At 48.1% G+C, this 18,458-nt stretch carries 13 protein-coding genes; 4 read left to right on the top strand and 9 right to left on the bottom strand.

Annotated elements, in window-relative coordinates; all coding sequences use genetic code 11:
- Positions 1–46 precede the first annotated feature (46 nt).
- Positions 47–1,213 (top strand): lytic transglycosylase domain-containing protein, encoded by a 1,167-nt coding sequence (locus G8759_RS11145; RefSeq protein ID WP_167207929.1) that lies wholly within the window; start codon positions 47–49, stop codon positions 1,211–1,213.
- On the opposite strand, the gene G8759_RS11140 is transcribed toward G8759_RS11145, so the two are convergent.
- The 7 genes from G8759_RS11140 to G8759_RS11110 form a co-directional block, all read right to left on the bottom strand.
- Positions 1,214–2,236, bottom strand: coding sequence for a DUF4249 domain-containing protein (locus G8759_RS11140; RefSeq protein WP_167207927.1), 1,023 nt, complete (start codon positions 2,234–2,236; stop codon positions 1,214–1,216). It abuts the gene before it with no gap.
- Position 2,237: 1 nt separating this feature from the next.
- On the bottom strand, positions 2,238–4,595 hold the full coding sequence (locus G8759_RS11135; protein ID WP_167207926.1) for a TonB-dependent receptor: 2,358 nt from the start codon (positions 4,593–4,595) through the stop codon (positions 2,238–2,240).
- 63 nt (positions 4,596–4,658) lie between these two features.
- A complete protein-coding gene (locus G8759_RS11130) occupies positions 4,659–5,969 on the bottom strand; it encodes a cryptochrome/photolyase family protein (RefSeq protein ID WP_167207924.1) in 1,311 nt (436 codons plus the stop codon).
- A 107-nt stretch (positions 5,970–6,076) separates the two neighbouring features.
- Positions 6,077–6,424, bottom strand: coding sequence for a hypothetical protein (locus G8759_RS11125; protein WP_167207922.1), 348 nt, complete (start codon positions 6,422–6,424; stop codon positions 6,077–6,079).
- A 267-nt stretch (positions 6,425–6,691) separates the two neighbouring features.
- The gene (locus G8759_RS11120) at positions 6,692–8,614 is read right to left on the bottom strand and encodes a CocE/NonD family hydrolase (RefSeq protein WP_167207920.1); all 1,923 of its coding nucleotides are present in this window, start codon (positions 8,612–8,614) and stop codon (positions 6,692–6,694) included.
- Between the two features lie 192 nt (positions 8,615–8,806).
- A complete protein-coding gene (locus tag G8759_RS11115; RefSeq protein WP_167207918.1) occupies positions 8,807–11,077 on the bottom strand; it encodes a heavy metal translocating P-type ATPase in 2,271 nt (756 codons plus the stop codon).
- Positions 11,078–11,135: 58 nt separating this feature from the next.
- Positions 11,136–11,363 carry a heavy-metal-associated domain-containing protein gene (locus G8759_RS11110; RefSeq protein WP_167207916.1) on the bottom strand — a complete coding sequence of 76 codons (228 nt, stop codon included), beginning with the start codon at positions 11,361–11,363 and terminating at the stop codon, positions 11,136–11,138.
- A 437-nt stretch (positions 11,364–11,800) separates the two neighbouring features.
- On the opposite strand from G8759_RS11110, the gene G8759_RS11105 reads away from it, so the two are divergent.
- Entirely contained in the window at positions 11,801–13,360 is a 1,560-nt protein-coding gene (locus G8759_RS11105; protein WP_167207914.1) for an ATP-binding protein, read from the top strand.
- A 33-nt stretch (positions 13,361–13,393) separates the two neighbouring features.
- On the opposite strand, the gene G8759_RS11100 is transcribed toward G8759_RS11105, so the two are convergent.
- Both G8759_RS11100 and G8759_RS11095 read right to left on the bottom strand, forming a co-directional pair.
- Positions 13,394–13,756 (bottom strand): hypothetical protein, encoded by a 363-nt coding sequence (locus G8759_RS11100; RefSeq protein ID WP_167207912.1) that lies wholly within the window; start codon positions 13,754–13,756, stop codon positions 13,394–13,396.
- A gap of 117 nt (positions 13,757–13,873) precedes the next feature.
- Positions 13,874–16,135: an FG-GAP-like repeat-containing protein gene (locus G8759_RS11095; RefSeq protein ID WP_167207910.1), complete on the bottom strand. Its 2,262-nt coding sequence runs from the start codon at positions 16,133–16,135 to the stop codon at positions 13,874–13,876.
- A 124-nt stretch (positions 16,136–16,259) separates the two neighbouring features.
- On the opposite strand from G8759_RS11095, the gene G8759_RS11090 reads away from it, so the two are divergent.
- Together G8759_RS11090 and G8759_RS11085 are read left to right on the top strand one after the other, a co-directional pair.
- Entirely contained in the window at positions 16,260–17,609 is a 1,350-nt protein-coding gene (locus tag G8759_RS11090) for a UDP-N-acetylmuramoyl-tripeptide--D-alanyl-D-alanine ligase (RefSeq protein ID WP_232074210.1), read from the top strand.
- A gap of 172 nt (positions 17,610–17,781) precedes the next feature.
- On the top strand, positions 17,782–18,441 hold the full coding sequence (locus tag G8759_RS11085) for a GDSL-type esterase/lipase family protein (RefSeq protein WP_167207908.1): 660 nt from the start codon (positions 17,782–17,784) through the stop codon (positions 18,439–18,441).
- The last annotated feature ends 17 nt before the right edge of the window (positions 18,442–18,458 follow it).

Here is an 18,458-nt window from a genome sequence, read left to right as displayed (position 1 = left end):
AACTGTTTTGACTTCTGCCATACGATTTGCTTCCCTATTGATTCTCATGGGTTTACTAGATAAACCTATTGTATTTGCTCAGAAAAAAAATGCAATTCGTCCGGTGGCACCAAAACCAAGGCCCGCCGTTGGCTTGACCAGACTTCATTTTTGCGGAGAAACCGTTCCGACCGAACAGGGCGACGTGTCTACAAAACTGGCGTTCGCTCTGGCCGGTAGTTCTGGTTACAGCAGCCACGTAAACGGTCTGAAAGCCCGCTCGGCTCCTTATTTCGCTGTTATTGAACCCATCCTGAGCAAACATGGTGTACCCAACGATTTTAAATATTTACCACTCATCGAAAGTGCCTGGCAGTCTAATGCTGTTTCGTCGGCGGGTGCAGTTGGCTACTGGCAATTCATGGACGATACTGCCCAGGATATGGGGCTTTCAATTGCTCCAGGCAATGACGAACGAACAGACCTGCGAAAATCGACCGAAGCAGCCTGTAAGTATCTCCAATTCCTTTATCGGAAGTTAGGTTCCTGGACACTCGTTGCAGCAGCCTATAATGGTGGTGTCGGTATGGTGCAACGTAAAATTACACGCGTTGGCCACCGCGATTATTATACAATGAGTATGAATGCCGAAACGGGCTATTACCTGTATCGGATTCTGGCCATGAAAGAGCTTTTCACGAATCCTAGCTACGGGATGAGTACAACCATGTTCATTGCGTCAGGGAATGCCTACGAGCGGGAACGGGCTCAGGCTCGACGGATGGGCTGGCTTCAGGATGAAGAGCCGGAGCCCGTTGGTGTACCGATTGAGTCGCTACCTAGGCCCGCCCGAGCTGAGGCTGTTGTCATGGATAGCGTTCTGAATCAGCTGCTCAAAAGCAAATCGGTTTCGGCTCCTGTTTTTCTTGGTGATTTGTCCGCGAAATTAATCCGGGCGGGCAAGCTTAAAGTAGGGCAAAGCTGGACATTTTCTTTAACGGAAGATGTTCAGATTGGCGAAGATGCTCTTAAAACAGGCGACGCCCTCTATGCTGTTGTGGATGAAATCGACGCTCAGGGTAACCTGTTCCTCCGGGCTACCAAACTTATTTCATCTGAAACCAAAAGCGTGATCCCCCTCACGCTTAACGCCATGAATCCGGCTACAGGTTTCGCTGGAATTCCACGGCCTAAAATAATCAAGCCGGGTTGGGTTGTCCAGTGGAAGTTATAATTACCGCCAGCCGTCTGGTTCGGAAACCGGTACAGGTCCATATGTACTCCTGCAATCGCCCGGAGGGACAATCTGGCTACTGATGAATCCATATACGGCGGTTCCGGTCGTTTCTTCCCCTTGATTTCTAAACCGCTTTCGGCTAATGGAGGTTACCGCAAAGTAACCACGTGCCACATCAGTAGGGTCATTACTATTGACAACATTGCCCGTAACAGGAGCCGGTAAAGGATCAAAAATACTACCCGTTCGAGCATTCTGTTGCTGATAAAGCTTCCAAAACTGGTAATTGCTCTGTGTCATGCCATACTGCTGTACTTCCATTAGTTGTGGACCAATCGCATAAACCGGCAAGCTCAGTACACTCCGGTTTTGAATGAGATTTCCGTTGATGGCATCGTCGCTGTAGATATTGACTACATTATTCACGACAGTAGTCCAGCAACGATCAAAACAAATTGACGGGCTCCCTAACGTACAGGGTATTCCGACCGATTTACGCGTCGTGACTCCATAGGCGGTCCAACGGTAATAGTTCTTTTCAGTAGCTGGATCCCGCGTTGTAATCGTGTACAAATATTGGTAGGGTGTAGCATAATTCTCTGTCCGTTTCAGTGTGCCCGATACACTGTCGACCGCTGGCACCGAAGGCATTTGCTCAGGTTGTGTAACATACTGTTTATCGGTGCTAAGCACGATCGTCAGGCTGTAGGTTCTACCGACCTGCCCCCGAAAGGTCGAATCGGACGTTTGATAAAGGCCCGACCCGACCGATAGAAACCCAGTTGAACGACCCTGATCATTGGCCAGACGCAGCCGGGCTCCCTGCACAAACCGATCAGCTGCGTTCGCTTCCCCATAGTTACCTGTATAAGTAAGTCGAACGGTATAGGGAGGGGCTTCATTCGTAATCTGGCCTTCAACTACGAGTCGGGGTACTTCGGAACGAATGGGCAACTCCACCCGATCGATACAGGCAGAAAGAGCAATTACTAAAAATAGACTGACGAGTACCCGAATCATCTCAAAAATAGAAATTATAGGCGACTGAAGGAATTAATGTTCCAAATACGGATAATCGATAAGACTCAGTCCGTTGATTATAGCGAGTGAAGTAGATGGAATAGGGATTTTTATGAGCATAAAGATTATAAATGCCTAATGTCCAGATTCCATACCGCCGTTGTGCTTTCGTAAAACGAGTGTCTTTCGAGAAAGCCACATCCAACCGATGATAGTCAGGAATCCGGTCAGCATTACGGCGCGAGTAGTCCTGAACGGGTTCGCCATTATAGGTATATTGGCCATCGGGATAAGTGGCTGGCACGCCCGTATAATAAACAAAATTTGTCGAGAATGACCAGTTATGCGACATGGCCCAGCGAGCCTGAATGTTTAGGGTATGAGGCCGGTCAATATAAGACGGATAATAATCGCCACCATTGATCCGCAGTTCATCGAAAGGCGTCTGCACGGCGATCAGTGACCGTGCGTATGTATAATTGAGTTGCCCCGTTAACCGCCCTTTATTACTGCTGACCCCTAACTCAACACCATAAGCTCGTCCGGAGGCCTGTAATAAGGCGGTTTCGAGCGTTGGATTCAGAATCAGATTCGCCCCATAGCGGTATTCAATCTGGTTCTGCAAGCGCTTGTAATAACCCTCTATACTGACTTCAATTGCATTTTCCCGCAGGTTCTGAAACAGCCCCAACGATACCTGATCCGCAATTTGGGGAGGCACATAGCGGTCGCTCAGTTTCCAGAAATCGAGTGGTGTAATCGCCGTTGTATTTGAAACCAGATTTACATACTGGCGCGTTCGGCCTGCACTGGCCTTAATAGCCGCATGTTTAGCAATCTGCACACGGAGCGAAAGCCGGGGCTCCAGTCCACCATACGTCTGAATGGATTGTCCTTTTCCATAGTGTATAGAATCCGTAACCGTTTCGGGCGAGCGCGGCACACTTTGATCATAGCCATAAACGGTGCGTGACCCCAGCAAAGCAAAGGCCGAGTAGCGTAACCCCGCCTGAAAGGAAATTTTAGGTGTTAACTCCCATTCGGTATTGATATAAGCACCTAGTTCGCGGCCGCGTTCCGGATCTATTCGTTTAGAGTTTATACTGGAATTTTCACCGGTAGGCTGAACATTGCCCGTTTGAATTCCATAAATAATGCCATTGACTCCCGTTTGAATTTTGTGTTTTTGCCTAATGGTGTAAAATAAGTCGGCTTTGCCTTCCCGCTGCTCGATATACGACGAGAATCGGAATGTTAGGCCAGGTGTAACACCGTCTACATTCAGATGATAGCCACTATATAAACCTGTCAAACTGAATTGCAGATTCGGCCGGATGAGATAACTCCAGCGCCCCGTCAGTACGTCTGACTTCCAGCCGTATAATGTATCCCCCGGAAATCGGAAATTATCCTGACTACGATATGCCGACAGCGAAATCGTGTTCCGATCATCTGGGGTATAGGTTAGTTTGAGATTACCGTCAAAAAAGAAGGCCCTACTATTTTTAACACTCGCTGATGGAAATAATTGCAGCAGATAGTTCGGGAAAGCAATTCGTCCGCCAGCCAGTAAGGTAAGCTTTTTCGTAATCGGCCCATCGACCACAGCCCGCACACTAACCGGACTAAGCCCCCCCGATACTCGCCAGCCATCTTTGTTCCCATTTCGGGTACTCATCAGCAGCAATGACGATACACGCCCTCCATATTGTGCCGAAAAAGCTCCTTTACTCAGGCTAACATCCTGTACCAGATCGGGATTAACATTGGTATAGAAGCCAAGTAAATGCGATGTATTAAACAAAGGAGCGCCATCAACCAAGACTAAATTCTGATCAGCACGACCACCGCGAACGTTAAATCCACCAGCTCCCTCGCCAGCAGTTGTAACACCAGCCTGAAGCGATAGCGCCTTCAGGATATCGGGTTCGCCCAGCACCACCGGCATACGCTTCAGTTCGGGCATACTAAGCTGAATTTGCCCCATCTGCGCCGATCGAATGTTTTTATCGGCCCGCACAGCTCTCACATCAACTTCTTCGAGGTCAGTGGAGCGCGGTTGGAGGTAGTACTCAATCTTTTTATTTGCGTCAAGTATACTGGCTTCCCGGCCCCTGATATAGCCAACAGCGGAAATATACAAGGTCAGAATCCCTGGCGGATGATTGATTGTAATAACGCCCAGACTGTCGGCACGCGCACCCGATTTCGTTTCAGCAATAAACAGACTAGCTCCAGGAATTGGTTTTTTAGTGGTTGCATCCCGCACAATGACGCTCAGGCGGAACCGCTGCTGGGCCAACAAAGGGATTGTTTGAAGAAAACAAACAAACATGATCAGGAATAGCCGAAAATTCATACCGTTTGAGCAGAAAACCAGGTCGAGGCAGGAAAGAAACAAAAAGCCTGGAAACGATACGTTTTACTTTGCCAATCCTTTTTTATACGTATCAACTGCCCGTTGCCGTGCCATAGCATGCTCAACTATAGGTTGTGGATAATTCAGGCTATTCAATTCAGGTACCCAATGGCGAATGTATTCGCCTTTTGGGTCAAATTTCTGAGCCTGTAGCGTTGGATTGAAAACCCGGAAATACGGAGCAGCATCTGTTCCAGAACCAGCCGCCCACTGCCAGCCACCGTTGTTGGCCGAAAGATCGTAATCCCGCAGTTTTTTACCGAAATACGCCTCGCCCCACCGCCAGTCGATGAGTAGATGCTTGCACAGAAAACTAGCCGTAATCATTCGGACTCTATTGTGCATCCAGCCGATGGTATTCAACTGGCGCATACCCGCATCTACGATTGGATAACCCGTTTCGCCCCGGCACCAGGCCTCAAATTCGTCTTCCCTGTTCCGCCATTTGATGTGATCATAGTCGCGTCGGAACGAGTGTTTCTCCACGTGTGGAAAATGGTCGAGAACCTGAAAATAAAAGTCCCGCCAGCAGAGTTCATTCAGAAACGTTCTGTCGTCGGCTTTCTTTGCCTGTCTCGCCAGCTCACGAATGCTGATTGTACCAAATCGCAGGTGAATGCTCAATTGGCTCGTACCATGCCGCAAAGCCGGGAAATCGCGTGTTTCGCCATACTTGCTCAGTAGCTTATCGGCAACCGTCCGTGCCGGGAAGGGCTCCCCTACTGGTCGAAAATTCATTTCGTCTAACGTTGGGATACTTAATGCGCCAGTTTTGTAGAACTGCCTGAAGTACTGTTTCGTCGGGTATGATTTCAAATAAAATGCATTTAGCTTCCCGTGCCAGTTACGGCTGTAAGGCGTAAATACAGTGTAAGGCGATTTGCTGCCACTCAGCACCTCATCGCGCTCAAAAATCACCTGATCTTTACTGGTATGAAAGCCAATTCCTCGTTCGGCCAATAGTTCGCAAACTGCTTTGTCGCGGTCTTTTGCATAAACCTCATAGTCGTGATTCGTAAACACATCGCCTATGTTGTACTGCTTCACTAGTTCTTTCCAGACATCAATCGGTTTGCCATATCGAACAATAAGCGCAGAGCCCATTTGAGCCAGCTCATCGCGCAGACGGTTGATTTCCTGAATAATAAACTCAACACGCCGATCGTGCCGATCTTCCAGGTTATCGAGAATGATACGGTCGAAAATAAATAGGGGAAGAACAGGACGGCCGCTTCTGAGAGCATGGTATAAAGCCGCATTATCGTGTAAACGTAAATCGCGCCTGAGCCAGACCAGCGATAGGGTTTCAGACATAGAACAAGTGGTTAATTGAGGGCTAACTGCTCGTTTATCCGAATTGTTCGGGCATAAAAAAGCCCTTCGTCAATCGCTGGACGAAAGGCCTTTTTGTAATCGATAAGCTATTCCGGCTGGAACCGGAGCCGAACCGTATGCAGTTCGCTGGCATCGCTGCCATAACCCGCCAGTTTTTTGCCCGTCAGTTGCCGAAGCAATGCATTATTGATCTGCTCATTCTGGCTAAATACTTCTAACTGGCACAATTCACTATCGGAATTGACACGAAATTGAATCACAACGACGCCCGCCCGCTGGGTCGGTCTAAGCGCGTCGGGATAGGATATATACTTTGCTAACTGTTGCTCCAGATTGGCTTTAGGGGCTTTAGTTTTGCGAATTTTTGTCGGCGTAGCGTAGGCTTGCGTCGCCAGGAAGCCTACCAGCGTAAGAAGAAAAAGTGACTTTTTCATGACTTCATGTTTGTTAAAAATAATACAATGCCCACTCGCCCGAATCCCTCTCGCGAGTCGTAAGGACTAATGTTATCGTAATATTACTTAAATATTACGCAAATGTTAACTGAATTGAAAAACTTAATATTGGAAATCTCTCCGACCCATATCACTCAAAAGAGAAATTCCACACATTTCATTAATTATCAGACTAATACAAGCAAAAGAGGTCACTATATAGCGACCTCCTAGAATTTCCAATATTATCCCAATGTTAACAAACCACTATTTAACAAGACTATTCAGTTCAATTTCTGATGGATGATTCCTATCATGATACAGGCGAATGGTGGCTTTTTGAAAGTCAGTAGCCTCAGCTTTTGCAATAGTCATAAACTTTTGCGGGTTGCGGTCAACAATCGGGAACCACGAATGCTGCACCTGTACCATCAGCCGGTGACCCTTTTTGAACGTGTGCATAACATCGGGTAACTGGATCGAAACCGCTGCTATTTGGCCCGGTTTAAAAGGTTCTGGCGTTGTGAAACTGTTTCTGAATTTCCCGCGCAACACCTCAGCTCGTACCAAGCGCTGGTAATTACCTTTCGGATCAGGGCTTGCCGATGAATCAGGTAATACATCAATGACTTTAACAATAAAATCGGCATCCGTACCCGTTGTCGAAACAAACAGTTTGGCATTGATCGGGCCTGCCACGGTCAAGTCTTCGGTCAGTGGTTCGCCTTCAAAGACGACAACATCAGGGCGATCGGCAACGAATCGCTGATCTTCAATCACATACTGGTTGTTTCGCCGGGTCTGTACACCGCTTGTATAAGGCACAGGCATGGCCGGATCACTGACATACTCCTTAAATAAATCATTCCCGGTTGATTTATCGGTTGTTAGCTTCCGATTCGGCGCCAGATAAAAATGCTGTGACTGGACAGCTTTGGGTGGCCAGGTATCGAACGATTTCCATTCATTTGTGCCCGTATCGAAGACCATTGCTTCAGCGGCAGTAAAATCTCCTTTATTTTTTAGATGAAACGCGAAAAATCGCGATTCCAGATTATCACGGTAGTATTTAGCCGTATTCTGACCAAACGAAAGCGGTCCAAACTGGCTCCAGTCGTCACGCGCCCATGCCCCGTGTGTCCAGGGTCCCATGACGAGCGTATTCCGATTTCCGCTGGACTGTTTTTCAATCGCTTCATAGGTCCGTAGCGCGCCAAACAGGTCTTCGGCGTCAAACCAGCCGCCAACTACCATCGTAGCGGGCTTAACATTCTTTAAATGTGGTCGGATATTGCGCGTTTGCCAGTAATCGTCATAGGTGTCATGTTCCAGATACTCGTTCCAGATTTTGGCACGATTATTAAAATAGTTCGGTCCATTGGCATTCCGGATGGGGCCTAAATCGAGAAAAAACTGGTACGCATCCGTTGGCTTCGACGTAAATAACGGTTCATAGTCCTCAACCGGTCCTTTGCGTGGAGCATCGAAGTAGTTCATGAACGAGAAATTATCGAGCAGAAAAAACGCACCATTGTGACGGGCATCATCACCAATAAATTCGTCGGTAACGGGAGCCTGTGGCGAAACCGCTTTCAGGGCCGGATGGGCATTAGGCAGGGCTGCCGATGCGTAGAAACCGGGATAAGAAATGCCAATAAGGCCAACACGACCGTTGTTATTCGGAATATTTTTGAGTAACCACTCAATGGTGTCGTAGGTATCCGTGCTTTCATCCGTCGCCAAAACGGGCGGGCTATTTTTTTTGGCACCTCCGGCTGATGACTTTTTTGTGTTACCCTTTGTCCGACCCGATGTGGCTATGGCGGGCGTCATCTCTTCGAAATTCCCCTCGCTCATGTAGCGCCCCCGAACATCCTGATTAACAAATATGTACTTTTCCTGCGACAGGTCTTTGTTCGGGCCAGGTCCAGCCGAAGGGTATTTACTTTCTCCATAGGGGCCGGCCGAATACGGCGTCCGCTCCATTAGAATTGGATAGCGATTGGCCGGACTGGCATCGTTCGGTACGTAGATGACGGTATAAAGTTTGGTGCCATCGCGCATTGAAATTTTCCGGTCAAGTTTCGTATAGTTCTGCCGGACGAACAACGAATCAGATGTGGTCGATTGAGCATAGCCAAGTGAAAAACCACCTAGCAGAATAATGATGAGTAGTTGTATACGAATCATGAATTGGTTTTCTTCTGGTTTGTCCACAGAGAATACGAAGTAGGTGCAAAGGACTCTAAGAAACAACTTTGTGTCTTCCTATAATCAGTTCGTTGCCGGGATAAATCCGCGCAAATCAATTACTGCATAAAACACGGAAGACCAAACTCTGTTGTGAGTTTGGTCTTCCGAAACATCCTGAATATAGATTTATTAAAGCCTTGTCGACCGTAGTCGAAGACTGTTACTAACGACGGACACGGAACTAAGGGCCATTGCTGCCCCGGCAATCATTGGGTTGAGCAGAAAACCGAACGCCGGATAGAGCACCCCTGCCGCAATTGGAATACCGATCAGGTTATAGATAAATGCCCAGAATAGATTCTGCCGGATGGTCAGAACGGTTTTCCGCGACAATTGCAATGCCTTCGGAACACTACTCAGGTCGGAAGTAATGAGCGTCATTTTAGCTACATCCATCGCTATATCGGAGCCTTTACCCATTGCAATGCTTACATCGGCCTGCGCCAGTGCCTGCGAGTCATTGATGCCGTCGCCAACCATCGCTACGACCTTTCCCTGGGCCTGTAATTCCTGAATAAATAACGATTTATCCGCCGGTAATACACCAGCCCGATAGTGGCTTATACCAACCTGACTGGCTACAGCCGCTGCGGTTTGTGCATTGTCGCCGGTGAGCATATAAACCGCAATACCCCGACGCTGCAAAGTCTCAACCGCCTGTCGGGATGTCGGTTTGACGGGATCGGCAATGGCAATTACGGCCAGCACTTGTTTCTGGTTCGCAAAAAACACGACTGTTTTTGCCGTCGTATAGAATGAATTAGCTCGTTGCTCAACCAATTCGCCAAGTGTAATGCCCTGGTTTTCAATTAACTGTCGGCTCCCTATTACATAAGTAATTCCCTGATAATCAGCTTTTACGCCATGCCCTGTTATGCTATCAAAACGGCTTACCGTAACACCCGAAACACCAGTCTGTTTCAAGTATTCAGTCACGGCTTCAGCAAGGGGATGTTCCGACTGTGCTTCAAGTGCATATAAAACAGGGGCTGATTGGACTTGCTCATCAGTTGGTATTAACCAATGCAAATCCGTTACGGTGGGTTTGCCTTCGGTGAGGGTGCCCGTCTTATCCAGAACCACTGCATTGACACGGTAACCCAATTCCAGGCTCTCCGCATCTTTAATCAGAATATTATTCTCAGCCCCTTTTCCCACGCCAACCATGATGGCTGTTGGGGTGGCAAGTCCCAGCGCGCAGGGACAGGCAATAATTAGCACCGTTACCGAAGTCAATAGGGCCGTTGTTAGTGAATTTTCGCCACCGGCTACCATCCAGGCCACAAATGTAAGGATGGCAATGCCTAATACAACCGGCACAAAAATACCTGCGATTTTATCCACTAATCGCTGAACGGGCGCTTTGCTTCCCTGTGCTTCCTGTACTGTACGAATTATCCGGGCCAGCACAGTATCTGAACCGACTTTATCGGCCCGAAACTGAAAGCTTCCCTTTTGGTTGATCGTTCCGGCAAACACAGTGGCTCCAGTGGTTTTCTCAACCGGCACCGGCTCTCCGCTAATCATGCTTTCGTCCACGAACGACGCGCCCGTTTCTACAGCGCCATCCACCGGAATACGTTCGCCGGGACGAACCAGCAGCAAGTTGCCGACTTGTACCTGAGCAATAGGAATGTCGCGCTCTTCTTTACCATCAACCAGTCGTACCGTGTCGGGTTGAAGTCCCATCAGTTTTTTTATGGCAGACGATGTAGTCGATTTAGCCCGCTCCTCAAGCAATTTACCCAACGAAATAAAGGCGATAATGACTGCAGCCGCTTCAAAATAAACGTGCGGATGTTGGCCACGATTCATCCAGAATTGAGGATTGACCGTTGAAAAGGCACTAAATAAAAAGGCAATACCCGTGCTAAGGGCAACGAGCGTATCCATATTGGCTTTCCCATGACGGGCCTGCTTCCAGGCGTTCACAAAATAGGATCGCCCTAGTCCAAACACCACTGGAGCAGCGAGCAGCATCATCGTATAGTTTCCGAACGATACCGAAACCATACTGCTTTCCATGAAAAACATGCCGATCAGCACAATAGGCACCGATAACACAATGGACCAGATCGTCCGTTTTTGCAGCGCTATATAATGCTGTTGCTGCGCTTCCTGCTGCACCCGTTGTGGATCTTCGGTATCAATAACTATATCATAGCCGATCGAACGCAGCGCCGTTTGTAAACCTTCGGGGTTAACAATGGCCGGATTAAATTGTATCAGGGCACTCTGATTAGCGTAGTTAACACTCACATCGCTTACACCCGGTGTGTGTTTAAGCATCGACTCCACGCTCACAGCACAAGCTGCGCAGGTCATCTCCAGCACCGGAAACGTTTTCTTTATTTCCGAAGCCGACGGTCTTGCCTTCGGTTCGTTAAGAAGTGTGTTCATTCGTTTTTGTGGTTCGGTCTTCAGTTTTTAGAACAAAAACTGAAGACCCTAAACCCGTTTAATTCAGTGGTTCGGCCTTGTAGCCAGCTTTTTCAATGGCCTGCTTAATCTGGGTCGAAGAAGCGGATGTGGTGTCAGCCGTCAATACCTTGTTGGGGTCCTGAATATCGACTTGCCAATGGCCTTCGCCAACAGCTTCGTTCAGATAAGGGGTGACGGTGGCAATGCAGCCTCCGCATTTGATATTGGTTTTGAACCGGACACTGTTTTGTTTTATCGTTTCCATAAGCGTATTTTTTTGTGCTTACTGATGTTAGAATAATTGATGATCAGCTTCGTTACCTGATTGATTTTCTGATCAGATCGGCTTTACAAAGGTCGTATCTACCAGATCAATTTATGTTATAGAATTCCTTCTGACCTTTATAAAATAACCTAAAACAGGCTGAATGAGTTGCGTTACTTGTCCCTACAACACCAAAATATAACTAGCTAACAAACAGCCCATTAATTTATTTTTAACATTAGTTTACTTATAATTCGGGGAGTGAGTTAGTTTGGTATGAGCTTTGTTGGCAGGATAACTACGAGTAAGTACAAAAGCACTAAGCTCCACGGCATATGATTACCATTTAATTAATAACTAAAACAAAATAATTGACCAGTCCGTTGTGCATAACGTGGCTTTCCCAAAAGTCAGTACCGTAACTCCGCAAAATAGTCATGAAAAGTCTACCAATGGCACCTACCGACAACCCGGTTCTGCTCCGGGCCGCATTGAATTTATCTGGCAACGGTGTTATGTTATTTGACTGTCTCCGTACGGCAACGGGGGCTATTCATGATTTTCGGTTAATCCTGGCGAATCGCCCAGCCGAAGAAATTATTGGAAAGAATGAAGAGGAAATCCTTGGCCAGTCAATGACTGATCTGTTTCCTGAAAAGTCCGAACTCAAACAGAATGCCGAACGGGTCATTGACACAGGCGATGCGTATAAAACGGAACTCAGCTGCCAACACAGCAATCATTCTTCGGTAAGCTGGTATTCGGTGCTCCTTCAGAAACACGGCGATGGTTTAGCGGTTTCGTTTTCTAATATTACCAGCTTAAAACAGGAGGCTAATCTGATAGAAAGCGTTCTGAACGGGTCCATAAACGGCATGATCGCTTATGAAGCCATTCGTGATGAAACCGGACAGATACAGGACCTTCGTATTCAGCTCGCAAATGATGCAGCGGCCCGGATAACGGGGGTTGCAGTCGAAAAAATGGTTAATGATACAATGGCGAATCAGTATCCTACCGTGTATGCATCAGGCCTTTTTGATCGCTACCGCAAAACAATAGAAACGGGGGAAGCGCAGCGTTTTGAGAGCCTGTATACGTTCGACGGTTTAAATGCCTGGTTCGACCTGTCAGTCAGTAAACTTGGGGATGGTATGCTGTTAACGTTTATGGATATTACGGCCTCAAAACGGTATGAGCAGGAACTTCAGAAGCTTATCGATAACCTGAAACAGTCGAATGAAAATCTGGAGCGGTTTGCCTATATAACCAGCCATGATCTACAGGAGCCGCTGCGAAAGATCCTCTCATTTGGCGATATGCTTCGCAATCAGCCATCGGGCGCTCTTGATGAATACAACCTCAACCTGATTACCAGGATGCAGTCGGCAGCCACGCGAATGAATACACTCATTCATGACCTGCTGACTTTTTCCAGGCTCTCTTCCGAAAAGCGTAAGCTCCAACAGGTTAATCTTCAGGAAGTTCTGGATGATGTTTTAATTGACCTCGAAACCTCTATCCGCGATAAGCAAGCGCAAATTGATGTAACGACTTTACCAGACTTGCAGGGCGACACACTTCAATTACGACAACTGTTTCAAAATCTACTGAGCAATTCGTTAAAGTTCGTTCCACCGGGAATTGTACCGCGTATTCGTGTGGACTGTGAACAAGTGACAGGCCGGGAAATTATTCCGTTGCCAAACCAGGAAGTAGCCGAAATAGACCTGGATCAGCCTTTTTTTGCCATCAGTATTGTCGATAACGGGATTGGCTTCGATGAGAAATATTTAGACCGGATTTTCACGGTTTTCCAACGGCTCCATACCCGTCGGGAATACCAGGGCACTGGCATTGGTTTAACTATTGTACAGAAAGTTATTGAAAACCATAATGGCTATATTGGTGCACACAGCCAGCCGGGCAATGGCGCAACGTTTACGGTTTATCTGCCCGATCAGCGCAGCCTGAAGGCAGTTTTCAGTAGGCAGTAGGCTGAAGACTGCCCACTGAAAACTGTTTCCTGGTTAATAGCGCTCGTTGCCTTCTTCCTCTTCTTCAGCGAGTTCGTCAATCTCATTATCCAGTTCCTCGTCCGAAATATCTTCCAGCAAATCCTCGGGAATATCGTCCATATCTTCATCATTCGATACTTCATCAGTGGCATGACGCGCTGTAAGTGTATCGGTATAGAGCAACGTATCAGAAGCTTCCTCGTCGCCGGGATTCAGGATATCGGGGTCGTTGTTGACACCCAGCCCGGCATAAACGACAGCATCCTCTTCGTTGTTATTTTCGGGGATGTTGGTATTTTGGGGCGACATACCCTCTAGTGGGCCACCCGAATTCTGGTCGACGCGTTGTTGATCGGAGTTGTTGGTATTTTCCATAGTGATTTAAATCAAGAGTCGGTAAAATCCATTATCTAGCAATAAGCCGTGCCATGGTTATTAGTAAGAGAGCCGATTCTAAAAGTTAGTAACGACTGAGACCCGAAAGAGTTTTCACTACTTCCATACCACTACCTTTTGTACCATTGCCGGGCGATTGTCGGACGAAAGTCGCAACAGGTAGGTGCCGTCGGGCAAACTGCCCAGATCGATCAACGTTTCAACATCAGCTCGAACGTCCTGACCAGGCACCATAGTTTGTCCCGACATCGACACCAGGTCGAGACGTCCGGCAAAAACTGGCCGAACTGTCAGAAAGCGATCCGTTGGATTTGGGAAGGCCCAGGGGCCGGTTGGCTCCTCGGGTAAGCCAGTGACAACTATTTTCTGAGAGGTATTTTTCAGATACCGCAAACCACCGGCTATGCTCCCCAGCATCAGGTCTGGCAACTGATCACCGTCAAGGTCCGCCATTGCGGCAATTAATCCCGTTCCCGGTAAACCCAAGGCGGGCAATGAATCGAGTACGATCAACGATTGATCAGGCTTATCGGGAAATTGGTAAATCCGCACCTTCCCGTTGTTCGATGCCGTTATTAGTTCGTCTTTCTTATCACCATTTAAATCGGCAACGACCAATGATCGGGCACGGTCGTAGTACGAATTATCATTGGTGAATCCACCAAACGTCTGATTTTGCAGTTGTAAAACCGGATTGGTAGCTGTTCCTGTATTGCGGTAATAGTGGACTGTTCCATCGCTTTTGCCAATCAACAGATCAGGCTTACCATCATGGTCTACATCGGTCAGGGCAGGAAATTCACCGGGAATCATCTGTCCGCCCGGATTCGGCCAGAGAATCGCGCCAGTAGGCGTATATTGGGCAGGTGCTCCTTTGGACGCCCCATTCAAAAATACCCGAATTTCGGCCCCTTTACCCGTTCCGACCAGCACCAGATCAATGCTTCCATTGGCATCTACATCGGCAAATGACGGAATCACATCACTCAATCCCAGGCCTTGCGTTAGCCCGAGGTAATCAGTCGTGATGAGCACAAAAGCCGGGTTCTGGGTAGTTCCTTTGTTCTCAAAATGCCATAAACCAGCGCGGTAACTCGTTCCACTACGGACACCACTATACCCAACCAGCAAATCTACATCACCATCACCGTCGAGGTCAGCTAGGGCTGGAGCCGCCTTTTCGCCCAGATCAAGCATGTCACTTTGTAGAAAATCTTTCTGGACCAGTTTGAAATCCGGCTTTTGATTCGTGCCAGCGTTATGGTAAAGCCAACCCGACGCCCGAAAATCATACACATTGTTTTCGTTGAAGTCAGAATAGGTTGAAGCCAGCAAATCTTTCATACCATCTCCGTCTACATCTTCCCAATATGTTGCCGCATAGGCTGGAAATGTAATTGGGTTTTGGGCCGGAAAGAGGCTATCGAACGAGGTAAAATTCGCGTTTTCGTTGTTTGATCCTGCATTGTGTAAAACAGCAATATTATCGCAGGAAACGAACCCGAACAGCATGTCTTTTTTGCCATCGCCATTGGCATCCAGTATCGTGAGTGTATTGCCGGAGTGCAAGGGTCGGGCTCCGCTCGGTTTGGCAACGTCCACCACTGGATTGGCTTTGCCCATGCCTACCGTACCGTCGCACGAGATGCCGAAGGTAAAATCATTACAAAATTCTTTAATAAAATGGCCCCACACCTGACAATCAGCCCGTTTAAAATCCAGCCCGTCTTTTTTACCCGTTCGTTCTACGCTCATATTCTGCTGATACGTGATCAGGTTCCCCGATGAGTCGAAGGTCAGAATATCGACATCACCATCATCGTCGAAGTCGGTAATAGCCGGCGAATCCGTTGGCGATACATAAAGATTCTGTTTGCCGCCAAAGCCTACTGTTGTGAGCGAACTCACGGCCAACCCAAAGGCTACCCGCCCGGTCTGCGAATCATTGTGATAGACATTTATATTGCCCGATGGACCGGGAGAGAATAAATCTTTTCGCCCATCGGCGTCGTAGTCAATGAGCGTCATCCAGCCATTAATGGTCGGAAATGCGGGTTCATAGACGGGTGCATATTGCCACGCAATCCCGCTCCCGGTTGGGTTATCAATGGCAACGAACGTACTGACTTTACCGGTTGCCCTGTCGTACACGACGAGATCATCGCGCGTGTCGTCGTTCAGGCGCATGGTTGCATATTGCGTTGCGTTCAGGCCACCCGCCCAAGGATTGAGCAACGCACGACCATTCATGCTGACCGTAGGGCGCTGGTCATACTGAAAGCTAAACGCCGGTGTTGCCGACTGGGCATAGTCGAGCAGCGGAATAACGAAAAAACAAAGCGTAAACAGCTTTTTCATCTAATTTTGGGCAATTCTCTGTAAAAGGGCGTCTTTGTGAACGCTGTAGAACCATTGTTCACAAAACGGGTTAGCCCGAAACGCCGACCGGATTCACAGAAAAGAACGAACTGCTACTTCATTTATGTCTACGAGTATGCTCTCAACGGCAGAACTTTATTCGAAATTTCAGGAATGTACTGGCGTTTCGACAGATACGCGCAAGATTACGGCCAACTGCCTGTTTGTTGCCCTCAAAGGAGACAACTTCAATGGGAATCAGTTTGCCCAACAGGCGCTGGCATCCGGAGCCCGGTATGCGCTTGTCGATGATCCGGCGGTAGCCAGTCAGGAGCCGCGCTGCCTGCTGGTGGCCGACAGTCTGCTGGCCCTTCAGGATCTGGCCCGCCACCACCGTCAGACATTGACGATTCCGGTAATCGGGCTTACGGGCACCAATGGCAAAACCACGACGAAAGAATTGATTGCCGCCGTACTGTCGAAAAATTACCGCACCTACGCCACGGTGGGTAATCTCAATAATCACATTGGTGTTCCGTTGACGGTGCTGTCGATCAGTAACAACGGATCGAATGAGCCATACGAAATGGCCGTTGTTGAGATGGGCGCTAACCATCAGAAAGAAATCGAACTGCTCTGCTCGATTGCTCAGCCAACGCATGGTCTGATCACCAACGTTGGCAAAGCCCATCTGGAAGGTTTCGGCGGAGTAGAAGGCGTCCGGAAAGGAAAAGGTGAGCTATATGATTACCTGGCTCAGCATGGCCGAACGGTCTTTATCAATTCCCGCGACAAGGTATTAATGGCTATGTACCGCGAACGGCTGAAATCCTTACGTTCGGAAACCGTTTTTGCCGAAGCCATTTTCTATCCAGCGATTGATTCGACCGAGCAGCCGATTGAACTCATTCAGGAATCGCCGGTGGTCATTTATCGGGATGAAGCTGGCCAGGAGATTACTACGCACCTGCCTGGCCAGTATAATTTTGAAAATATGCTGTCGGCACTGACTATCGGGCGCTATTTCGGTGTCTCAAGAGAAGAAGCCAACCACGCTATCGCTGAGTACAATCCAACCAATAATCGCTCACAGGTTATTCATAAAGGCACCAACACCATTCTACTCGATGCCTATAACGCCAATCCGAGTTCAATGGCCGCTGCAATACGTCAGTTTGCTGCCATGCCCGCCAGACATAAAGTAGTGATTCTGGGCGATATGTACGAACTCGGCCAGGAAAGCGAAGCCGAACACGCAGCGCTTGGCAAGCTCGTTGCTGAAAGTCGTTTCGATCTGGTGATTCTGGCCGGGAAAGACATGAAATACGCGTTGGGCTGGTTACCCAAAGCCTATTATATTCCCGATAAGTTTTCGCTGCACAACTGGCTGATGGATCACCCCATGACTGATACGCACATTCTGGTCAAAGGGTCAAGAGGTATGGGACTGGAATCGGTACTGCCGTTTTTATAAGCAGCTCATGAAATTCGCCGGAAAGCGCAGAATTGGGATAAAACCAATGCGCTTTTTTCAGTAGTTTTTATTGTCTGGAAACTTGTGAACGTAGGGAGCTGATCCTGCTCGAAATAGTTAATCAACCAAGGGGCCTTAACGACTCGTTTAGATTCTGGATGGCATGACACGTATGAATCACGTACAAAAAGCATTCATTTTTTTCGGCCTGCTGTTACTAACGTTCTGTACATCAGCGCAGACCCATCGTTTCGAGAACGAAATCCAGGCCTTTGAGACCCAGGATAAGCAAAGCCCACCGCCAGTGCAGCCCATCCTGTTTGTGGGTAGTTCGTCCATTCGGCTCTGGCCTGATCTGCAACAATACTTTCCGGATAAAGTGGTCTTGAACCGAGGGTTCGGCGGTTCAGAACTAAGTGATGTACGCTATTTTGCCGACCGCGCCATTGTGCCCTATAAACCCAAACAAATCGTACTTTACGCTGGGGAAAACGATATTGCGTCCAGCAAACTGACCGCCCAACAGACTTATGACAAATTTGTCGACCTCTTCCAGTACATCCGTCAAAAACTACCGGGCGTTCCCTTTGTCTATATTGCTATCAAGCACAGTCCGTCGCGTCGGCAGTTCTGGCCTGTGGTCAACGAGACGAACCAACGCATCAGCCAATACCTGGCGAAACAGACGGACGCAAAATTTGTCGACATCAGGCCATCGATGCTTGGGCCCAACAATCAACCCTTAGGCACTTTATTCAAATCGGACAGTCTGCACATGACCGATGCAGGTTATCAACGCTGGGCACCGGTATTGAAACCTTACCTGAAGTGACGAATAGGCTGCCTGCT

The organism is Spirosoma aureum (assembly GCF_011604685.1).
Classification (GTDB): Bacteria; Bacteroidota; Bacteroidia; order Cytophagales; family Spirosomataceae; genus Spirosoma; species Spirosoma aureum.
Note: the sequence above shows the minus strand (reverse complement) of the source record. Positions and strands in the feature narration are given on the sequence as shown.